This is a genomic window from Paracoccus methylarcula (assembly GCF_003007735.2).
GTDB classification, from domain to species: domain Bacteria; phylum Pseudomonadota; class Alphaproteobacteria; order Rhodobacterales; family Rhodobacteraceae; genus Paracoccus; species Paracoccus methylarcula.
Genome location: NZ_PXNQ02000020.1, coordinates 1 through 18,289 on the forward strand (window position 1 = coordinate 1; position 18,289 = coordinate 18,289).

Below are 18,289 nucleotides of genomic sequence, written 5' to 3' on the forward strand. Positions count from 1 at the left end.
AAGGAATTCGCGGGTTACGAAAAATCGGCCTATGGCAAGGGTTTCCTGATGGTTTCGGCCACGCCATTGACCCGCTCGTCCTATCACGCGGGCGACGATTTCGCCCGGTTGCGCTCCGCACGGCTGGAAAAGCTCGGCCGGGCATAATGTGATGGAAGCGCTACCTGAAACGGTAGGTGAATCTGCGTAATCGAGGCGTCACGGGTCTTGCAAATTCCCCCGTTCCGCCTTACCCGGTTTCCCAGTGCCCGAGTGGCGGAATGGTAGACGCAGCGGATTCAAAATCCGCCGGAGCAATCCATGCCGGTTCGAGTCCGGCCTCGGGTACCACCACAGCAGCAATGTCCTGATCCCTCCAACTCCCGCAGTCCGGATCTCAATCCGATTGAAATAGCTTTTTCAAGGCTGCAGGATACGGGTTCGATTAAATGCAAAACGCTCTACTTGATGGCTGCATGAAGTGGTTTGAACTGTGTGACTCTATCTTAGATATTTCTCTGAATCATTCCCCAGTGGTGCGTTTCCCCGCACAACGGAGCAGAAACCATGCGCCACGCTCGCGCAAGATTGCCTTGGGCTTTTCGCTCTTGTGGGCAGCGAGGTTGTCGAGAATGACGACGTCACCGGGCTCCAGGCTCGGAGTGAGCTGCGTTTCAATGTAGAGGTCGAACATCTCGCGGTTCATCGGCCCGCTGATCAGTCGCCGTTGGAGCGCGATTGGTCCGAGTGAAAATGGCGGCGGGTGTGGTCAGACCATCATGGTGCAGGCCAGCGATAAAGGTCTGGGTTTTCCAGTGACCGAACGGCGCGGTGGCATGGAGCCTCCCGCCACGTTTCGAGCGCCCGCGCAGCCGGGTCATCTTCGTGGTTGGTGGCGTTCGCCATTCGGTTCGAACCGATGGCGCCAGAATGGCACACCATCGATGAACACCAGCCTGTCCGGCTCTTCGCGCATCCGGAGTTGCCGTAAAGTGGTAGGGCTCCGGGGGCGGCCGTCTGATCGCGGCAACGATCCAGCTTGATCGCAAAACTCGAACCGACCGCGCAGTCGCATCCCGTCGCATGTGACCTGCCTCGATATGCTTCAGCACCCGTTCCCCGAGGCCCGAAGACTACACTTTGCCTATGTGATCCATCTCCACATATGGTGAATCGTAAAACGCCGCCACGAGAAGCAGCCTGATTCCAAGATCAAGCAAGACGCTCCAATCCGCGGGTTTCCGCAGATTGCGTAAAAATCGGACCAGATGAGTCAGCGAATCCTTGCTTGCAAGATTATGCTGGCCATACAACTTCGGGCTGTCAGCAAGGCGGAATTATTTTCTTCGACCCAGGATACGTTCCCACCAACTGGAGCGGTCAGGCAACTTTTCAGCTATCACCCGCCTAGGCCGCTCGCCGCATCCCTTGTTCGATCTCACCTGTTGCTCAACATTATCAATCGCGGCCTCATCGCACAAAATGTCGACCGCCTCCTGCATGCCTTGCGTATGCTTGTCGTTGGCCAGCTGTGCCGGAGATGATGGTGAAACGTGGATCTCAACATCAGTGTAATGTTTCATGAAGAGACGCATTACATGCTGCACCCCATCTTCCAATACTTCGCGACCGTCGCTTGCGTAATAGGCGCCGCGAACATGGGGACTCGTGATTATCTCATATGAGGGAAAATATGCGCTATTATCAAAATACGCGACAGCCTTTTCAGCAGCAATCCGAAGCACCGCCTTTGACCATGCCGTAGAGACAAGCACATGGCGATCCACATATGTTGCATTGAGTGGTACCGGAGAAACTGTGAGGATGATTCGAACCTTTGGGTTGACGCGACGTATAAACTCCAATGAATATTTCAAGTCGTTGTATGTTTCAACTTCGTCAAAATTGGAAAATGCGACCAGTTCAGGATCATATACTCCACCTGCAACACCTGGAGCGAGAGGGAAAATGGATCCGTCCCGGGTGTCTGCCCATCCCTCGGTGAGACCGAGCGTGAAAACGAAAACATCCATATCCTCAATGGATTTTCGAATGCAGGAGAAATGATGGTTCCGATCTGAAATAAGTTCCCTTTTCGAGGTGAAACCACCAGGAGCGATTTGCGGTCGGAACGGGTCAACGACCGTGCCTGCACCACGTCCCGGCCAGGCCGCAACTAGAGGCTCGAATTCTCCGTAAGCACGTAGCAGAAGTTGTTTAAGCTGTCTGGCCGTGTAAATATTTCCGTATCTCGCTGAAAACATACCGTAATTATGTCTTTGTGAAACTTCAGGTATGATCGCGGGATGCGCTTTTTCCGTGATATAGTGATTAAACCCAGAATTTGACATGAATCTTGCAACGTGCTGAGCAAAGCAGCTTCCTGCAGTCACAATTTTATCTATCGAAGAAATTTTGAAGGGTGTACCAGTAACCGGATCCAAGTCAGATTTGTCAATAATTCCTGGAGATCTTTTCCAAAACTGGTGATCATCTAACCCAACATACGGATGCTTCATAGGGCGTATCCTAGCTGCTCAAGTATATGATTCATTGCAACCGCACCGTAGGCGGAGTTTCCGTGGGTTGGATCGGTATTGAAATAACAATCCTTCAAAAAACCGTCTTCCGTTGCCACCTCTCCACTCAGGTCGATGAAGTCTGCGTCGTTTTCATCTGCGATTTCTTTGAAGACGCTCGTTTGAATCCGATACAGCTTGAGCCTCAGTTCATTGGGGCCTGGGCCAAGCATGATCTTATCTCTAAACACTCCCGGATATTTCTTTAAATGCTCCCAGTCTGAGATAGGTGGGGGCGGATTTAACACTATGCGTTTCGCATGTTTAAATTTATTGTAAATTTGATGTGTTAATTTTCTTGCGGGTTCGTGATGCGCAAGAAAATCATCTCGCATTAAATTATAAGGGATAAACCATCGATCGGAGTTCCCGTCTGGCACAGAACCAATCGCATCATCCCCTATGGAGAACGGTTGCGGATGCTCTATCAAGCCAAGTATATTGTGCCTGTTTCCGACCAGGCATAGACAGACTGCATCAGGCGGTTCAGCAACCGCCCGCGTGATGAAAGGAAGCACAGCTGCTTTCCTGTGCTTGGGGCGTTCGAATTGTCTGATATTCAGTATGTTTACGTTTATCCCGTGTTTCGCGAGTGACGCTGCGGGTTCTCGAAGACATTCGGTATGACTGTGTCCGACAACGAGAATATTCCTCTGCACTGAGAACTCCTTCATGAAGCGATCGCTTGGACGCATAGCAAAGTTCGGATCATTGTTCCACGATCGAATGGCAGTCGCTTGCTCGAGGGCCGAGACGTCCCCGGATCTGTAGACACCTGCCTTGTTCAATTTCTGCTGTCTGGTTTCGAAGTCAACAGGCAACAGCTGTCCCCCCTCATTCCTCTGGAACTGTCCGTATCGGTGATCCGCACCCCGATGACAGCAGAGGAATCAATGGCATGCCTTCGGAAATCTGTCCGCGACCAGGAAGCCGCAGAATTTCGATGCACCTCTGCGAGATCCGGTTCCGATTTGTTTGAAATTCGGCATCATATGCACCGAATGATTGCCCTCAGCGGAGGCGGGTAGCCTGCGACACTCCAGGTCCACGCCATCTCGACGAAGCGCGGCGATACTTGAAGTCTACGCGCTCCCCGCCTTCGCTATTGTTAAAATTGTGATTCCGATGAACGTGGCTTACTGTTGATGCTCGTGTAACCGCATGCCGAAGCTTCGTGCATCTGGGTACAGATCTGGATGAGAACCAGCATTGGGCTATCGCCCACCGGCACCGGAAACAATCGTCTCGACGGACCCGAGCCAAGGTCGTGCACTAGCAGTCAAACCAGACCAATCGGATGGGCGGGTCGGTTCCAAAAAGGGCAGCCAGCTAACTGACTGCCCTCCAACATTAAAGTGTTTTTTCTATTCGACCGTCACCAGGGGTTTATTGTTTTGCAGATGGCGTGCGGTGAGTTTTCTCGCCATTCTCCCTGATGCCAATGGCCGTGCCGAGGCTGGCTGCTCAGCGGGATTACCATTGCGCAATTCAGGAAACAGGGAGAAAATTTCCTCCAGGGCTTCCGGCTCAACCAATTTCAGCGCCTCGGGTCCTGTGTAAAGACTTTCCGCCTCCGCACCATTGGCAGTAACGATCTCATGCTGATCGAGCAAGAAGTGGAAATACTCTATTCCATCGATATCCTTGGCGATTTCCACGCCATTCAGACGAAGAATCTGCTTTGCAGCCACCAGAACTTCGTCAGATCCAAACATGCGCTGGACGATTCTCGAACTGGCTAATATGCGATGCTGCGGTGAGACGAGCAGATCCTCGGACGGGGTGTTATTACCAAGCGAACCATTTCGGATGCGAATTGGGCGAAGCTGGGGATATATAAGAAAATCGACAGCCGATAGTTTCTTACTTCCAATCCAGCGAATCGGTTGGTAACCGTTATCTTTAGTCCGGACAGAGATACCGACTTTCAGATTTTCAACCGGCACGGCTCCGATCTCTGTTTCAATCAACGTTCCCCTGGCAAAACACACGACACCAAAGTCCTCCGTTTGCACGGGGGAGAAGTTATGTTTCAAGCTGGCCATCACGCCCGTTACATCGTCACCCTGCTCATATGGTGTCGACGAATAGAGATAGCCTTCGTAAACATTTCCTTCGTCCACGCCGTCAAACAGCATGCCTGTAGCCCCATTACCTTGAGCGTGACCAGTGGATCTGTCTGTGAAGGCGACCCATTCGTCACGTGTTATCCGACCATCACCATTACTGTCTGCATCGGAAACGGAAACCAACTCAGATGTAGACTGGACAATTCCATCAACTATATAAGTCTTATATACATGTACCGTCATAACGTTCGAAATCCTCTTTCACACGTTTTCATGCCTCAATCGTTGAAGCACTTCATGGGTGACTCGACATCGCCACGACGGGTTTAAATATTACTGTGATATACCTCGCATCACCCTAAAGGGTGAGTTACGAAAATAATGTCACGCCGGGAACGGGAAATTTAATTTCAAGCCGGATTGCCATTGGCAAGAAGTACAATTCTTTCAGATTTGGACATCAACCGATTAACGATATTGAATCCCACCTTGAAATCCAGGCTCGATGTCTTGGTGACTGACAGCTTTTCCCTGATATTTCTGGCCTGCGTTCTCAATGTCTCGATCGATCTTTCGTTTTTTTCCGCAACCTCACTCAATGAACGACCACTAAGAAGATTGCACAACAACTTCACCTCAAATGGCGTCAATCTTGCACCGGGATACTCATCCTCGATGAACTTTGCGACGAAATCGAATGAAGCAACTGCTATTTCACCGGAGTCCAGTTTATTCCCCGGTAGTATCGCCCACAGGAATCTTGAATTACATTCAAAAGGTGAGGCGCGCATCCTGCCTCCTCTGATGAAGGCGTTAGCACGATTCAATATATCCAGAGGGATATAATTCGAATGGTTCGCTTCAATTCTTCCATTAGAGTATCTTAATATTACAGCAAAACTTTCGGAAATACGAACTCCAGGAAAGGCAACAAAATAAAGGCTGTCCTTCAAAAAACCGCGCCCACCTCCCGTGGGCATTTCATCATCTCCGAAAAATTTACTGAAATCGAATACATATGCCTTCATTTCGTTGAAATGCCTTATAGTAGTGACACAACCCTGATATACAAAGCAGTCGTGGCTCACCAAGAGAAACTCACGGCATGCAAATAATTTCCATTTAAATACAATTACTTAGTCAAAACAACCTGCGGCAGTATAACGGGACGCCCCCGCACATCATCACACAAATGGGTGAGATCGGCGGCGTGGGCTCTCCATGTTGGAGAAGCCCCTCGCAAGTATTTAATATTTATTGCAAATTATGAATGTAAGTAGTATTCCCTACATTCTCACTGAACGGGCTGGAACATGTAGGATCGTCTTGAATCCACCCAAGGCCATGGGCAGTGGCCCCCGCTCACGCAGGGGCTTCCCATGCCGTCAATCACGCGATCCGGTTCACATGCCCCATCTTGCGTCCCGGCCGTGCCTCGCCCTTGCCGTATAGGTGAATCTGGGCACGCGGGCTGGTCAGCAGTTCGGGCACCCGGTCCATATCCTCTCCGATCAGGTTTTCCATCACGACATCGACATGGCGCTTGCCATCGCCCAGGGGCAGTCCCGCAACGGCACGGATATGCTGTTCGAACTGATCGACGGCGCAGCCCGCCTGCGTCCAGTGGCCGGAATTATGCACGCGTGGTGCGATCTCGTTCACGATCAGGCCGGTCGGCGTCACGAAGAGTTCGATCCCCATCACGCCGACATAATCCAGCGCATTGACGATCCTCGCCGCGATCAGCACCGCATCGGTCGTCACCTTGCCCGAGAGCCCGCAGGGCACCGTCGTGCTTCGCAGGATTCCCTCCCGATGGACATTCAGCCCCGGATCGAACGCGGCAACCTGTCCGTCGGCGGCGCGGGCGATGATCACGCTGATCTCGGCACTGAACTCGACGAACCCTTCCAGCACCGAGGGTGCGCCGGTCCATTCGAGTTGTTCCGGATCGGTGATCCGAACCTGTCCCTTGCCGTCATAGCCCATGCGCCGCGTCTTGAGGATCGAGGGCGTGCCGATCCGCGCCACCGCATCCGCCAGATCGCGCTCGGAGGGCACATCGGCAAAGGGCGCGGTGGCAAGGCCGATCCCGTTCAGGAAGGTCTTTTCGGTCAGCCGGTCCTGCGACACCGCCAATGCGCGCCGGTTCGGGCGGATCGGACGGATCGATTCCAGCAGATCCAGCGCCGAGGTCGGCACGTTCTCGAATTCATAGGTGATGACATCGACGGATTCGGCAAAGGCGCGCAGCGCCGCCTCGTCGTCATAGGGCGCGGTGGTCAGCGCATGGGCCACATCGCCCGCAGGCGCCGCCCCCGGCTCATAGATATGGCAACGCAGCCCCAGCCTGCTGGCCGCCGCCGACAGCATCCGCCCAAGCTGGCCGCCGCCGAGTATCCCGATGCAGCGGATTTCACTCATCGACGGGCTCCTCGGGGATCGAGGCCGACAGCGCCGCCCGCCACTTGTCCAGCCGTCCGGCCAGTTCCGGGTCAGTGATGGCGAGGATTCCCGCCGCCATCAGCCCGGCATTCGCCGCACCTGCCGCACCGATGGCCATGGTCGCCACCGGAAAGCCCTTGGGCATCTGGACGATGGAATAAAGCGAATCGACCCCCGACAGCGCCCGCGTCTGCACCGGCACGCCGATCACCGGCACACGCGTCTTCGAGGCCATCATGCCCGGCAGATGCGCTGCTCCCCCGGCCCCGGCGATGATCACCTTCAGCCCGCGCGAAACCGCCGATCTGCCGTAATCCCACAGCCGGTCTGGGGTGCGATGGGCGCTGACGATCTTCGCCTCGTATCCCACGCCCAGCTCGTCCAGGATCTGCGCCGCCTCGCGCATGGTGGGCCAGTCCGATTGGCTGCCCATGATGATTCCGACGGGTTTTTCCATGCCCTGCCCCTTTTCGCCGCGTCAGGTTTCCATAGCGCGCGGGCGCGCCACCCGCAATCAGGCGATGATATCGGGTGTGACCTCGTCCTCCAGCCGGGCAATCTGGTCCTTCAGCGCAAGCTTTTTCTTTTTCAGCCTTTGCACGGTCAATGTCGAAGCCAGTTTCTGCTCGGAAAGCTCCGCGATCTCCCGGTCCAGCTCACGATGCGCGGCGCGCAGCACCGCCAATTCGGCGCGGATGATCTCGTCATGCGACATCTCGTGGCTGGCTGGTTCACGGTGCATATTCATCTGGCGATGTCCGATCGAACAGTGACGCTGGTCGCGCGAGTATAGCCGGTTGTTTCGGCTCTGTTAATATCGTCATGCCCGGGAATGCCGGGTATTTTACCACATTCCCACGCGGCAAGAGACAGGATACGGGTCTTGCACCCGGCATTCCGCATTCACATATTGCTTGCAGGCAGGTTGCCGAAACGGGGCCTGCAAACCGCAGTCGCTTGCAGAAAAGGGCTGAAGATGAGCAAGATTTCGTTAGGGGCACATCCCTATCTTCTGGGATTTGACCAGCTTGAGCGTTTGGCCGAACGGGCTGCAAAAGGCTCCGAGGGCTATCCGCCCTACAATATCGAGCATAATGCCCCCGACGGGTTCCGCATCACGCTGGCCGTTGCCGGCTTCGCCGAAGAGGATCTGAGTGTCACGACCGAGAATCGGCAGCTCGTGATCCGCGGACGCATGGCCGAGATGGGCGATGATCGCGTCTTCCTGCATCGCGGGATCGCCGCGCGAGCCTTTCAGCGCAGCTTCGTTCTGGCCGATGGGGTCGAGGTCGTCTCGGCCCAGATGGAGAACGGGCTTCTGCATGTCGACCTGCGCCGGGAGCAGCCCGAACAGGTCGTCCAGACCATTCCGATCAGCCGCAAATAGGGGGATCATCATGGATAGCAAATTCGATTTCGGCGACAATCCGGCCGAAAACATCGTCTATATCCGGCAAGTCGCGACCAGCAGCTTGCCGCAGGAGGTGCAGGACCAGCTTCCCGATATCGACAGTCTCTACGCGGTCCACGACGCCGAGGGCGAGCGCCTGGCATTGGTACGCGACCGCCGGATGGCCTTCACACTGGCCCGTCAGAACGAACTGACACCGGTCAGCGTCCACTGATTCCTGATCTCCCGATGGCGTAAGGACGGGTCATGTCCCGTGATCCTGCGGAGCCTGTGCCTTTATCGCCGGTTGATCCTCGGATCGGTGGCGGCATGCCGCTACCCCGAAGGTATTTGAACAAAGAAGAAGAAGATCATGCGCGTTCCCCCGGGGCGGATGAATCAATGCGCGTGCCGGTTTTCCTGATCATCGGCACAGGCCTCGGGCGGTTCCACCTCGATCGTGGCATGGCCGATCGCGAAATCGCGGCGTAGCATCTCCTTGGCGGCGAGGATCGCTTCAAGATAATCCCCGTTCTCGACGACCAGATGGACGGAAGCCGCGCTGCGCCTTTCGTCGATCTGCCACAGATGCAGGTGATGGGCGTCACGCACTCCCGGCAGGGCTTTCAGCGCCGCAAGGACCCCTTCGGGATCGCTGCCCGGTGGCGCGGCCAGCATCAGCATCCGGAAGACCGGGGCAAGATCGGGCAGGACATGCCACAGGATCACGCCCGAGATCGCCAGCGTCAGGATCGGATCGGCCAGGTTCCAGCCGAAGGCCCAGATCAGCAACCCGCCGAAAATCACCGCGACCGAAACACCCGCATCCGCGAGATTATGCAGGAAGGCCGCACGGATATTCAGGCTGTCCCTCGACAGCCGAAAGACCAGCGCCGCCGTCGCCAGATCGACGATCAGCGCGAAACCGGCCAGCGCCATGACCAGCCCGCCGGCCACCTCGGGCGGATTCGCCAGCCGCCCGAACGCTTCGATTGCCAGCCAGAGCGAAATGGCAATCAATGCCAGGTAATTGACGAAAGCCGCGACGATCTCGGCCCGGCCCCAGCCAAAGCTCCAGTCGGGCGAGGCTTCGCGGCGCGCCAGGCGACGGGCACCGAAGGCCAGGACCAGCGCCAGCGCGTCCGACAGGTTATGCACCCCATCGGCGATCAGCGCCGTCGAATCGGCAAGCAGCCCCCCGACGATCTGCGCCGCCGTCAGGGCCAGGTTGACGGCGACCGCCCAGCCAATGGCACCATCGCCATGACCATGGGGGTGGCGGTGCCCGCCATGCCCATCCGCATGGGAATGCGCCATCAATGCGCCTCGGCCCAGTTCATCCCGATTCCCGCATCGACCACCAGCGGCACAGCGAGCTTCACCACCGGCTCGGCGGCAGTCTCCATCACCTCCCGCGCCGCCGCGATCAGATCCTCGGTTGCGCCTTCCTCGACCTCGAAGACCAGCTCGTCATGGACCTGCAACAGCATCCTTGCGGGCAAATCCCTGATCGCCTCGGGCATGCGGATCATGGCCCGGCGGATGATATCGGCCGCCGCCCCCTGGATCGGGGCGTTGATCGCCGCCCGCCGCGCGCCGCCCGCAGCCGGACCGGACTGGTTGATGCCGGGCGTGTTGATGCGCCGCCCGAACAGGGTCCGGACATGGCCGACCTCTTTCGCATCCGTCACGGTCTTGTCCATATAGGCGCGGATCTCGGGGAAACGTTCGAAATAGGTGTTGATGAAGGCCTGCGCCTCGGCCCGCGGAATGCGCAGGTTGCGCGACAGGCCATAGCCCGAGATCCCGTAGATCACGCCGAAATTGATCGCCTTGGCCTGGCGGCGGATCATCGGGTCCATTCCCTCGACCGGCACCCCGAACATCTGGCTTGCCGTCATCGCGTGAATGTCGATGCCGTCCTTGAACGCCTGTTTCAGCGCCGGAATATCCGCCACATGCGCCAATATCCGCAGCTCGATCTGGCTGTAGTCGAGACTGACCAGGCGGTGCCCCGGCGTCGCCACGAAAGCCTCGCGGATACGGCGCCCTTCCTCGCTGCGCACGGGGATATTCTGCAGGTTCGGATCGGTCGAGGCCAGCCGCCCGGTCTGCGCCCCGGCGATGGAATAGCTGGTATGAACCCGCCCCGTCTCCGGGTTCACATGGCCTTGCAGCGCATCGGTATAGGTCGATTTCAGCTTGGATACCTGCCGCCAGTCAAGGATCCGCGCGGGCAGGTCATGCCCCTCGGCGGCCAGATCCTCCAGCACATCGGCGCTGGTCGAATAGGCGCCGGTCTTGCCCTGCTTGCCGCCCGCCAGCCCCATTTTGTCGAACAGGATCTCGCCCAGTTGCTTGGGGCTGCCGACATTGAATTTCTCGCCCGCGAGTTCGTGGATCTCGTCCTCGAGCTGCGCCATCTTCTGCGCGAAGGCGTTCGACATGCGTTTCAGCGTCTCGCCATCGACACGGATTCCCGCCATCTCCATATCGGCGAGGACCGGCACCATCGGGCGCTCCAGCGTTTCGTAAACCGTGGTCACATGCTCGGCATGCAGCATCGGCGCAAAATGCTGCCACAACCGCAAGGTCACCTCGGCATCCTCGGCGGCATAGGGGGTGGCCTTGTCGATGGCGACCTGCGCGAAACCGATCTGCGATTTGCCCGAGCCGATCAGTTCCTTGATGGGAATGCATTTATGGCCGAGGTAACGCTCGGCCAGTTCATCCATGCCATGGTTATGGGTGCCCGCGTTCAGCGCATAGGACATCAGCATCGTGTCGGCGACGGGCGTCATGCGGATACCGTGGCGGGCGAGTATCTTCCAGTCATACTTGACGTTCTGCCCGATCTTGAGGATCGCCGGATCCTCCAGGACTGGCTTCAGCGCGGCCAGCACCTCGCCCGCATCCAACTGCCCCGCCACGAGGCCGGTCGCCCCGAACAGGTCGCCATCGCCCTCGACATGCCCCACCGGGATATAGCAGGCATGGCCCGGACGAACCGCAAGCGACACACCGACCAGGTCCGCCTGCATCTCGTCCAGCCCGGTGGTCTCGGTGTCGATGGCGACATGCCCAGCCTCACCAATCTCCGCGATCCAGTGATCCAGCGCCGCCCGGTCGGTCACGCAGTCATAACCCTCCGCCCCCATCGCGGGCAGCTCCGGCGCGGCGGCGGTCTCGGTGGGCGGGGCGGAGATGACGGCGGGCGCCTCTGCCCCCAGCTTTTCCGCCACACGCGCCGTCAGGGTCCGGAATTCCATCTGCGCCAGGAATTCCAGCAGGGCGCCGGCCTCCGGATCGCGCACCTCCAGGCTTTCCAGCGTGAAATCCAGCGGTGTATCGCAATCCAGTTGCACCAGCCGTTTCGAGATCCGGATCAGTTCGGCATGATCGATCAGGGTCTGGCGGCGCTTGGGCTGCTTGATCTCTTCGGCGCGCGACAGCAGCGTTTCGAGATCGCCGAACTCGTTGATCAGCAGGGCGGCGGTCTTGATCCCGATCCCCGGAGCGCCCGGCACGTTATCGACCGAATCGCCCGCCAGCGCCTGCACATCGACCACCCGGTCGGGACCGACGCCGAATTTCTCGGCCACCTCGTCCGGCCCGATCTGCTTGCCCTTGATCGGGTCCAGCATGTTCACGCCTTGCCCAACCAGTTGCATCAGGTCCTTGTCGCTGCTGATGATCGTGACCGCACCGCCGGCATCGCGCGCCTTGCAGGACAGCGCGGCGATGATGTCGTCGGCCTCGAACCCTTCGGTCTCGATGCAGGCGATGTTGAAGGCGCGTGTGGCCTCTCGGGTCAGGGGGAATTGCGGGCGCAGATCCTCGGGCAGTTCGGGGCGGTTGGCCTTGTATTCGGGGTAGATGTCATTGCGGAAGGTCTTGGAGGAATGGTCGAAGATCACCGCCACATGGGTCGGCGCGTTGCTGCCGCTCTGATCGCTGACATATTTCCACAGCATGTTGCAGAAACCCGCGACCGCGCCGATCGGCAAGCCGTCGGATTTCCGGGTCAGTGGCGGCAACGCGTGATAGGCGCGGAAGATGAAGGCGGAACCATCGATCAGGTGAAGATGGCAGCCCTTGCCGAAGCCCTGAGAATCCGAAGTCATGGAAAGGTCCTTTCACACTGTCGGACCTGTTTTGGCAGAAAGCCGCGCCGGGGGCAAAGGGAAGCGATGAACCGTCGCGGAAGCCGGCGCAACACGGGCATCCATGCATTTGCGGCCCTCTTCAAAACCGGGCCTCATTCCACCGATGCCGGAACGGAACCGATGGAACCTGCCGCTAGTGATCGTCACCTGCGTGATTCGGATCGAGCACGAAGCGCTTGTCGCAATAGCCGCAATCGACGAAACCCGTTTCCGGCGGAATCGCCAGCCAGACGCGCGGATGGCCCAGCCCCCCGTTGTCATTGCCGTCACAGGCGATGCGCCGGGTGGTGACGGTAACGGTCTCGGGCGCGGGCATGCGCATTTCCGGAGCGGTCGCGTTCCGGGGCATAACGGGTTCGGTCATGGCTGGCCTTCTTGTCGCGGCGGGCAGGTTCTGTTCTAACCCACATATCGCAGCACCGCCTGCCTTCGCAAGCTCTGCAAGGACCAGCCTTATGTCGAATGCCATCGAAATCTCCGGCCTGCGCAAGATCTATGCCGCGCAGGGCAATGCCCCCGCGAAAGAGGCCCTGAAGGGTGTCGATCTGAACATCCCCTCGGGCAGCATCTTCGGGCTGCTGGGGCCGAATGGCGCGGGCAAGTCCACCATGATCAACATCCTCGCCGGGCTGGTGAACAAGACCGAGGGGCGCGTGGTGATCTGGGGCTTTGACCAGGATGTGAACCCGCGCCAGTCCCGTGCCGCCATCGGGGTCATGCCGCAGGAACTGAACATGGATCCCTATTTCACCCCCCGCGCCAGCCTCGAAGTGCAGGCGGGGCTCTATGGCGTGCCAAAGGCCGACCGCTGGACCGATGAACTGCTGGAACTGGTCGGGCTGACCGACCAGGCCGAGGCCTATGCACGCAACCTGTCGGGCGGGATGCGGCGGCGGCTTCTGCTGGCCAAGGCGCTGGTCCACCGCCCGCATATCCTGGTACTGGACGAGCCGACCGCGGGCGTCGATATCACCCTGCGCGAGATGCTGTGGAACAATGTCCGCAAGCTGAACGAACAGGGCATGACCATCATCCTGACCACCCATTATCTCGAAGAGGCCGAGGAAATGTGCGACGAGATCGCCATCATCAACCATGGCGAGCTGGTGGTGCGGCAGGGAACCCGCGAATTGCTGGGCCGCGCCGATGGCAAGACACTGGTCATCGATACCGGCGAGCGGGTCGAACTGCCCGCCCTGCCCGACGGGGCGCATCCCGAATGGCGTCCCGATGGCCGGCTGGCGATCAGCTATCCGCCCTCCCGCATCCGCGCCGATCAGTTGCTCGATGCGTTGCGCAGCGCGAATGTGCCGATCATCGACGTGGCCAGCGAACAGCCCGACCTTGAGGATGTCTTCGTCGAACTGACCCGCGGCTGAGGCGAATCGCTCAGCCGCGCAGGCTGACCATCGGGCCCATCATCCGCCCGCCCATGATATGGACGTGGAAATGCGGCACTTCCTGCACGCCGTCCGGCCCGGCATTGGTGATCGCCCGGAACCCCTGCCCGCCGCCATCCAGCCCGATGCCTTCCTTCGCGACCACCTCGGCACAAAGCCGCATGAAGCCCGCGATCTCCTCGGCCGGGGCATTGGCCGCGAAATCGTCGAAACTGACATACCGGCCCTTGGGAATCACCAGGACATGGCTGGGCGATTTCGGGGCGATGTCGCGGAACGCCAGGGCATGCGCGTTCTCGGCGACGGTGTCATTGGGAATCTCGCCGCGCAGGATGCGGGCGAAGATATTCTGGTCGTCATAGTCGAAACCCATGGCGCTTTCCCTGGCTAGTCTGCGAAAAGATGTTCGGTCCCGGCAAGATCCTGCGCGATTTCCGGCGAGACGTCCAGAAAGCGCTCGATGGCCACTGCATTCTGATCGAGCGGCTGCTCATCCGCGATGACATCGAAACGCTCGAAATTCATGTCGCGCAGCCTCTCGGCCTCCTGGTCCAGATCGGCCCGGACCACCGGCAACAACCGTTCGACGACATCCTCCGGGGTGGTCGCCCCGGTCAATCCGATTCGCCCCATATGGCCACGCAGGTAATCGTCGTCGAATACATTATCGATGAACAGGATCCGGGTCTCGGCCTTGTCGCCGACGAAATCGGTGATCAGCGAGAGCGCCGAGGGATCGATGCACAGCACCATCTGGCGGCTTTCATATTCGTCGAACAGCAGGCGCAGCAATGCGCGCCGATGGCGCTGCCGCTTCGTCAGGCTGGAAGCCACGCCGCCCAGCCAGGGCAGATTGGCCTCCTGTTCGTCGAACACGTAATCCAGCGCCGGAATCGTCGTCAATTCCCGAATTCTCGCCGTAAGCCTCTTGGCGATATGCCATTTCTTGGCGACGATCAGATGAACCATCTGGTTGCGGCCCAGATTGCCCTCGCTTTCCCAGAAACGCGGCGCGAATCGGCGCCCGACCCGGCCCCGCCCGGTCAGGAAGCGGAAAAGCCGCGGCCCTTCGTCCGAGATGACGAATTCCTGCCCGTTGGCCTGCCAGAGCGCCCCGAGCCGTTCCCGCAACTCCAGCGCCTCGGCGCTGATCTTGCGTGCGAAAAGGTAATCCTGGCGCAAGAGCAGATCATAGTGATCATTGTAGAAGGTGGCGGGCATCCCGTAATCGGTGAACATCAGGAATGTCAGCGTCCGCCGATGGATCTCGGTCTTCGGCACGAGATGCGCGACGAGGGTCTGGAAAAAGGTCTCGTCGGGGATCCATGTCGTCGCGAAGAAACGCATCATGTCGCGCCGTTCCCGGCAGAAATTCAGCAGGTTCAGGATCGTCTGGCGGCGCAGGCACCACCATTGCGAGCCGATCATGATCTGCAGGTCCGAAGGGATGTTCCGCCGGAGCCTGAACCGTCTTTGCAGATCAAGGCTGGTGTAGAACAGCCATTTATACTTACGTTCGTTGAAGAAATGCCGGTAGATCAGCCGCTCTTCCTTGATCCCGGTCTTGATCCAGTCGCTGTCGAAAAAGTCAAAACTTTCAATGAAGTCACCGTCATGCCGCGCCAGGAAGTCATGCGCGTATTCCCCCGATTTGACCGGCATGCAATCGCCCGACAGCATGTAGAAATGCGTGGCCTCGGGGAATGCCTCGACCGCCGCCTCGACAGCAAGCAGAGTCGCCGCGACCAGCGACCACTCCCCCCAACCGCATTTCAGCCGCCGCTTCGCAAAGGTGACGCCCGGATCGTCCTTCAACGCCGAGTGGATACGCTCGAAATAGCGCTCGGGGGCGCTTGCGTCGAAATGAATCGATACGAAATCGCCGGTGGCGGTAAGCCGCCGGGCTTGTGCGATGACCCCTTCGGGATCCTTATGAGTCAACAGGATAAAAGCGATACGTGTCATGTAAACGGTTCACAATGCTGCGGCATAATCGGGTTTTGCATCTTTAATGCGTTGAAAATCCCCTCGGGGTTTGCTTTCTGTCTGTAGCAATTTTGAGTACATGAGCAAGCCGGTTGTCGCTAAGCGGTGGAAATCGGCCAGTGTTAATAAGAGAGAAGAGAATCACCATGGGGTTTCCGGGCGTTTGGATGACCGAGAGTGGCAGCATGATCTACCGGGTAGTGCCGAAATGCGCCTGCTCGACGATCGGGCAGATCATGTTCTACACGGATCACGGTCGCTTTTTCGATGGCGATATCCACGATTCCACCAACGGTCTGCATAAATGGTCGCAGGACGAAAGCCAGAAGGCCATCGAAAGCGCGGTTCTGGGTCACGAGACGCCGACCTTCACCTGCGTGCGCAATCCCTATTCGCGAATCCTGTCCTCGTTCTTCGACAAGATCGCGGGCATCCAGCGCAACGGACGGCGCTATCGCGGCAATCTGGTGCCGCAGCTGATCCAGCGCTACGGCATCGATGTCGGCAGCCCGGAAAACGGCTTCGATTTCGACCAGGTCGCCAGTTTCCGCCGCTTCCTGCTCTTTGCGCGCGACACCATCCGCTGGCGCCGGCCCATGGATCCGGACATCCATTGGTCGTCGATGTCGGGACATATCGCGACTTTCATCGCCAATGGCGGCCAGTATAACCGCATCTTCTTCACCGAGAAATTCAACGACGGGATGAAGCAGGTGCTGAAGAATGCGGAAACGCCGAACAGCATCGACCTGAAGGACGTGCCCCGCTTCAACGAATCCGAAGGTCACGGCCCCAAGCGCGCGCATAAGGTCAGCGATTATTTCGACGACCTGTCACGCCACCTGGTCTGGGAGATCTACAAGGACGACTTCCAGCTCTTCCGCTATGATTTCGACGATCCCGACAACAAGATGCCGATCGGAGAGGTCGATCTGGACGAGGTTCACGCCAAGCTGGGCCGCTGACCCGCGATATCTGCCAACGGATGGCGGGACCGGCTGATCGGTCCCGGCTGCTGACCGAAAAAGGAAAAAGCGGCGCCTCCTGCCGGAGAGCGCCGCTTCTTCTTTGCCTCAATCAGGCAGGGTGCCGTCTCAGACAGCGCCCTTGATGAACGTCACCGCATCGCCAACGGTTTGAATCGTCTCGGCGGCGTCATCGGGAATCTCGATGCCGAACTCTTCTTCGAAGGCCATCACCAGTTCCACGGTGTCGAGGCTGTCTGCGCCCAGATCATCGATGAACGAGGCGGCTTCGGCCACCTTGTCCTCATCGACGCCCAAATGCTCGACAACGATCTTTTTCACGCGATCAGCGATATCGCTCATGTCATATCCTCATTCTCGCGGGCATCCGCCCAATCTTTTTCCCGGGCGACGGCCCGTGCCAGCACAGGGCGGTTTCCCTGCTGCTAAAGGCGGGGATATAGCACCCATTATCCCTCATGCAACCGCTTTTCCAAGCTTTTTGTCGCCGCGTTGCAGCACCGCCCATTCGGTTCAGACCATTGCCATTCCACCATTCACATGCAGCGTGGCCCCGGTGACGTAACCGGCCTCGGCGCTGGCCAGGTAGGCGACGGCCCCCGCGATCTCGGCGGGGCTACCCATGCGCCCGGCCGGAATCTGCCCGAGGATCTTGCCCTTCTGATCGTCATTCAGCTTGTCGGTCATCGCCGTCTCGATGAAACCGGGAGCGACGCAGTTCACCGTGATTCCCCGGCTCGCCACCTCACAGGCAAGGCTTTTCGACATGCCGACCAGCCCCGCCTTGGCGGCGGCGTAATTGCCCTGCCCGGGATTTCCCGTTGCGCCCACGACCGAGGTGATATTCACGATCCGCCCCCAACGCGCCTTCATCATCCCGCGCAGCACCGCCCGGGACAGTTGGAACACGCTGGTCAGGTTGACGTCCAGGACCTGGCGCCACTCCTCATCCGACATCCGCATGAACAGGTTGTCCCGCGTGATCCCGGCATTGTTGACCAGGATATCCACCGATCCCATCGCGTCCGCCGCCGCCTTCGGCAGTGCGGCGACAGCATCGGCATCCGCCAGATTCGCCGGCACCACATGCGCCCGCTCACCCAGCTTCGCGGCCAGTTCCTGCAAAGGGGCCTCGCGCGTCCCCGACAGCGCAACCGCGGCACCCGCCGCATGCAGGGCCTCGGCGATCGCGCCGCCGATTCCGCCCGACGCGCCGGTCACCAGCGCATTCCTTCCCGTCAAATCAAACATGCCCACCTCTTCTTCTTCATTCAAATATCCTCTGGGGG

18 protein-coding genes, 1 tRNA gene and 2 pseudogenes are annotated in these 18,289 nt (G+C 58.7%); 6 read left to right on the top strand and 15 right to left on the bottom strand.

The genetic code is table 11. The features are described 5' to 3' along the window. Nucleotides 1-147, top strand: a pseudogene (locus A7A09_RS20170) (lipoyl synthase); the annotation flags it as partial. Nucleotides 148-246: 99 nt separating this feature from the next. Then, nucleotides 247-330: transfer RNA gene (locus A7A09_RS20175), tRNA-Leu, on the top strand. A 208-nt stretch (nucleotides 331-538) separates the two neighbouring features. Here A7A09_RS20175 and A7A09_RS21725 read toward each other — a convergent pair. The 8 genes and pseudogenes from A7A09_RS21725 to A7A09_RS20215 form a co-directional block, all read right to left on the bottom strand. Continuing rightward, nucleotides 539-958, bottom strand: a pseudogene (locus A7A09_RS21725) (transposase); the annotation flags it as partial. A gap of 358 nt (nucleotides 959-1,316) precedes the next feature. Next, complete coding sequence (locus tag A7A09_RS20190; RefSeq protein ID WP_106693072.1) at nucleotides 1,317-2,498, bottom strand: GSCFA domain-containing protein; 1,182 nt, start codon at nucleotides 2,496-2,498, stop codon at nucleotides 1,317-1,319. Then, on the bottom strand, nucleotides 2,495-3,076 hold the full coding sequence (locus A7A09_RS20665; protein WP_148043735.1) for an SGNH/GDSL hydrolase family protein: 582 nt from the start codon (nucleotides 3,074-3,076) through the stop codon (nucleotides 2,495-2,497). The genes A7A09_RS20190 and A7A09_RS20665 overlap by 4 nt, the downstream gene beginning before the upstream one ends. 846 nt (nucleotides 3,077-3,922) lie before the next feature. After that, nucleotides 3,923-4,870 (bottom strand): Hint domain-containing protein, encoded by a 948-nt coding sequence (locus A7A09_RS20200; protein WP_245999500.1) that lies wholly within the window; start codon nucleotides 4,868-4,870, stop codon nucleotides 3,923-3,925. Nucleotides 4,871-5,037: 167 nt separating this feature from the next. Next, the gene (locus A7A09_RS20670; RefSeq protein WP_148043736.1) at nucleotides 5,038-5,655 is read right to left on the bottom strand and encodes a helix-turn-helix transcriptional regulator; all 618 of its coding nucleotides are present in this window, start codon (nucleotides 5,653-5,655) and stop codon (nucleotides 5,038-5,040) included. A gap of 361 nt (nucleotides 5,656-6,016) precedes the next feature. Then, entirely contained in the window at nucleotides 6,017-7,051 is a 1,035-nt protein-coding gene (locus A7A09_RS20205) for a 5-(carboxyamino)imidazole ribonucleotide synthase (RefSeq protein ID WP_106693074.1), read from the bottom strand. Then, nucleotides 7,044-7,529 (bottom strand): 5-(carboxyamino)imidazole ribonucleotide mutase, encoded by a 486-nt coding sequence (purE, locus tag A7A09_RS20210; protein WP_106693075.1) that lies wholly within the window; start codon nucleotides 7,527-7,529, stop codon nucleotides 7,044-7,046. Before purE ends, A7A09_RS20205 begins: the two co-directional genes overlap by 8 nt. A 57-nt stretch (nucleotides 7,530-7,586) precedes the next feature. Next, nucleotides 7,587-7,820 (bottom strand): YdcH family protein, encoded by a 234-nt coding sequence (locus A7A09_RS20215; protein WP_245999501.1) that lies wholly within the window; start codon nucleotides 7,818-7,820, stop codon nucleotides 7,587-7,589. Between the two features lie 228 nt (nucleotides 7,821-8,048). On the opposite strand from A7A09_RS20215, the gene A7A09_RS20220 reads away from it, so the two are divergent. Together A7A09_RS20220 and A7A09_RS20225 are read left to right on the top strand one after the other, a co-directional pair. Beyond that, nucleotides 8,049-8,459 carry an Hsp20 family protein gene (locus A7A09_RS20220; RefSeq protein WP_106693076.1) on the top strand — a complete coding sequence of 137 codons (411 nt, stop codon included), beginning with the start codon at nucleotides 8,049-8,051 and terminating at the stop codon, nucleotides 8,457-8,459. A 10-nt stretch (nucleotides 8,460-8,469) separates the two neighbouring features. Further along, nucleotides 8,470-8,697 carry a DUF1150 family protein gene (locus A7A09_RS20225; RefSeq protein ID WP_106693077.1) on the top strand — a complete coding sequence of 76 codons (228 nt, stop codon included), beginning with the start codon at nucleotides 8,470-8,472 and terminating at the stop codon, nucleotides 8,695-8,697. Between the two features lie 164 nt (nucleotides 8,698-8,861). Here A7A09_RS20225 and A7A09_RS20230 read toward each other — a convergent pair whose 3' ends face one another. From A7A09_RS20230 to A7A09_RS20240, 3 genes are all read right to left on the bottom strand, one after another. After that, nucleotides 8,862-9,779 carry a cation diffusion facilitator family transporter gene (locus A7A09_RS20230; protein WP_106693078.1) on the bottom strand — a complete coding sequence of 306 codons (918 nt, stop codon included), beginning with the start codon at nucleotides 9,777-9,779 and terminating at the stop codon, nucleotides 8,862-8,864. Beyond that, nucleotides 9,779-12,586 carry a DNA polymerase I gene (gene polA, locus A7A09_RS20235; RefSeq protein WP_106693079.1) on the bottom strand — a complete coding sequence of 936 codons (2,808 nt, stop codon included), beginning with the start codon at nucleotides 12,584-12,586 and terminating at the stop codon, nucleotides 9,779-9,781. Before polA ends, A7A09_RS20230 begins: the two co-directional genes overlap by 1 nt. A gap of 175 nt (nucleotides 12,587-12,761) precedes the next feature. Continuing rightward, nucleotides 12,762-12,950, bottom strand: coding sequence for a zinc-finger domain-containing protein (locus A7A09_RS20240; protein WP_106693080.1), 189 nt, complete (start codon nucleotides 12,948-12,950; stop codon nucleotides 12,762-12,764). A gap of 133 nt (nucleotides 12,951-13,083) precedes the next feature. Between A7A09_RS20240 and A7A09_RS20245 the strand changes: the two genes are divergently transcribed. Next, the gene (locus A7A09_RS20245; RefSeq protein WP_106693081.1) at nucleotides 13,084-14,007 is read left to right on the top strand and encodes an ABC transporter ATP-binding protein; all 924 of its coding nucleotides are present in this window, start codon (nucleotides 13,084-13,086) and stop codon (nucleotides 14,005-14,007) included. A gap of 10 nt (nucleotides 14,008-14,017) precedes the next feature. Here the strand turns inward: A7A09_RS20245 and A7A09_RS20250 are convergent, their stop codons facing one another. Then, the gene (locus A7A09_RS20250; protein ID WP_106693082.1) at nucleotides 14,018-14,401 is read right to left on the bottom strand and encodes an HIT domain-containing protein; all 384 of its coding nucleotides are present in this window, start codon (nucleotides 14,399-14,401) and stop codon (nucleotides 14,018-14,020) included. 14 nt (nucleotides 14,402-14,415) lie between these two features. Then, a complete protein-coding gene (locus tag A7A09_RS20255) occupies nucleotides 14,416-15,993 on the bottom strand; it encodes a DUF5928 domain-containing protein (protein ID WP_106693083.1) in 1,578 nt (525 codons plus the stop codon). Nucleotides 15,994-16,160: 167 nt separating this feature from the next. On the opposite strand from A7A09_RS20255, the gene A7A09_RS20260 reads away from it, so the two are divergent. After that, complete coding sequence (locus A7A09_RS20260) at nucleotides 16,161-16,979, top strand: sulfotransferase family protein (RefSeq protein ID WP_106693084.1); 819 nt, start codon at nucleotides 16,161-16,163, stop codon at nucleotides 16,977-16,979. Nucleotides 16,980-17,108: 129 nt separating this feature from the next. Here A7A09_RS20260 and A7A09_RS20265 read toward each other — a convergent pair whose 3' ends face one another. Both A7A09_RS20265 and fabG read right to left on the bottom strand, forming a co-directional pair. Further along, nucleotides 17,109-17,342, bottom strand: coding sequence for an acyl carrier protein (locus tag A7A09_RS20265; RefSeq protein WP_106693085.1), 234 nt, complete (start codon nucleotides 17,340-17,342; stop codon nucleotides 17,109-17,111). 171 nt (nucleotides 17,343-17,513) lie between these two features. After that, nucleotides 17,514-18,251, bottom strand: coding sequence for a 3-oxoacyl-ACP reductase FabG (gene fabG / locus A7A09_RS20270; protein ID WP_106693088.1), 738 nt, complete (start codon nucleotides 18,249-18,251; stop codon nucleotides 17,514-17,516). Nucleotides 18,252-18,289 lie beyond the last annotated feature (38 nt).

Coding starts and splice junctions, on each gene's coding strand:
- polA (WP_106693079.1), bottom strand. CDS start 12,586: ATGACTTCGGATTCTCAGGGCTTCGGCAAGGGCTGCCATCTTCACCTG.
- A7A09_RS20220 (WP_106693076.1), top strand. CDS start 8,049: ATGAGCAAGATTTCGTTAGGGGCACATCCCTATCTTCTGGGATTTGAC.
- A7A09_RS20670 (WP_148043736.1), bottom strand. CDS start 5,655: ATGAAGGCATATGTATTCGATTTCAGTAAATTTTTCGGAGATGATGAA.
- A7A09_RS20255 (WP_106693083.1), bottom strand. CDS start 15,993: ATGACACGTATCGCTTTTATCCTGTTGACTCATAAGGATCCCGAAGGG.
- A7A09_RS20250 (WP_106693082.1), bottom strand. CDS start 14,401: ATGGGTTTCGACTATGACGACCAGAATATCTTCGCCCGCATCCTGCGC.
- A7A09_RS20190 (WP_106693072.1), bottom strand. CDS start 2,498: ATGAAGCATCCGTATGTTGGGTTAGATGATCACCAGTTTTGGAAAAGA.
- A7A09_RS20260 (WP_106693084.1), top strand. CDS start 16,161: ATGGGGTTTCCGGGCGTTTGGATGACCGAGAGTGGCAGCATGATCTAC.
- A7A09_RS20225 (WP_106693077.1), top strand. CDS start 8,470: ATGGATAGCAAATTCGATTTCGGCGACAATCCGGCCGAAAACATCGTC.
- A7A09_RS20240 (WP_106693080.1), bottom strand. CDS start 12,950: ATGCGCATGCCCGCGCCCGAGACCGTTACCGTCACCACCCGGCGCATC.
- fabG (WP_106693088.1), bottom strand. CDS start 18,251: ATGTTTGATTTGACGGGAAGGAATGCGCTGGTGACCGGCGCGTCGGGC.
- A7A09_RS20265 (WP_106693085.1), bottom strand. CDS start 17,342: ATGAGCGATATCGCTGATCGCGTGAAAAAGATCGTTGTCGAGCATTTG.
- A7A09_RS20245 (WP_106693081.1), top strand. CDS start 13,084: ATGTCGAATGCCATCGAAATCTCCGGCCTGCGCAAGATCTATGCCGCG.
- purE (WP_106693075.1), bottom strand. CDS start 7,529: ATGGAAAAACCCGTCGGAATCATCATGGGCAGCCAATCGGACTGGCCC.
- A7A09_RS20200 (WP_245999500.1), bottom strand. CDS start 4,870: ATGACGGTACATGTATATAAGACTTATATAGTTGATGGAATTGTCCAG.
- A7A09_RS20215 (WP_245999501.1), bottom strand. CDS start 7,820: ATGAATATGCACCGTGAACCAGCCAGCCACGAGATGTCGCATGACGAG.
- A7A09_RS20205 (WP_106693074.1), bottom strand. CDS start 7,051: ATGAGTGAAATCCGCTGCATCGGGATACTCGGCGGCGGCCAGCTTGGG.
- A7A09_RS20230 (WP_106693078.1), bottom strand. CDS start 9,779: ATGGCGCATTCCCATGCGGATGGGCATGGCGGGCACCGCCACCCCCAT.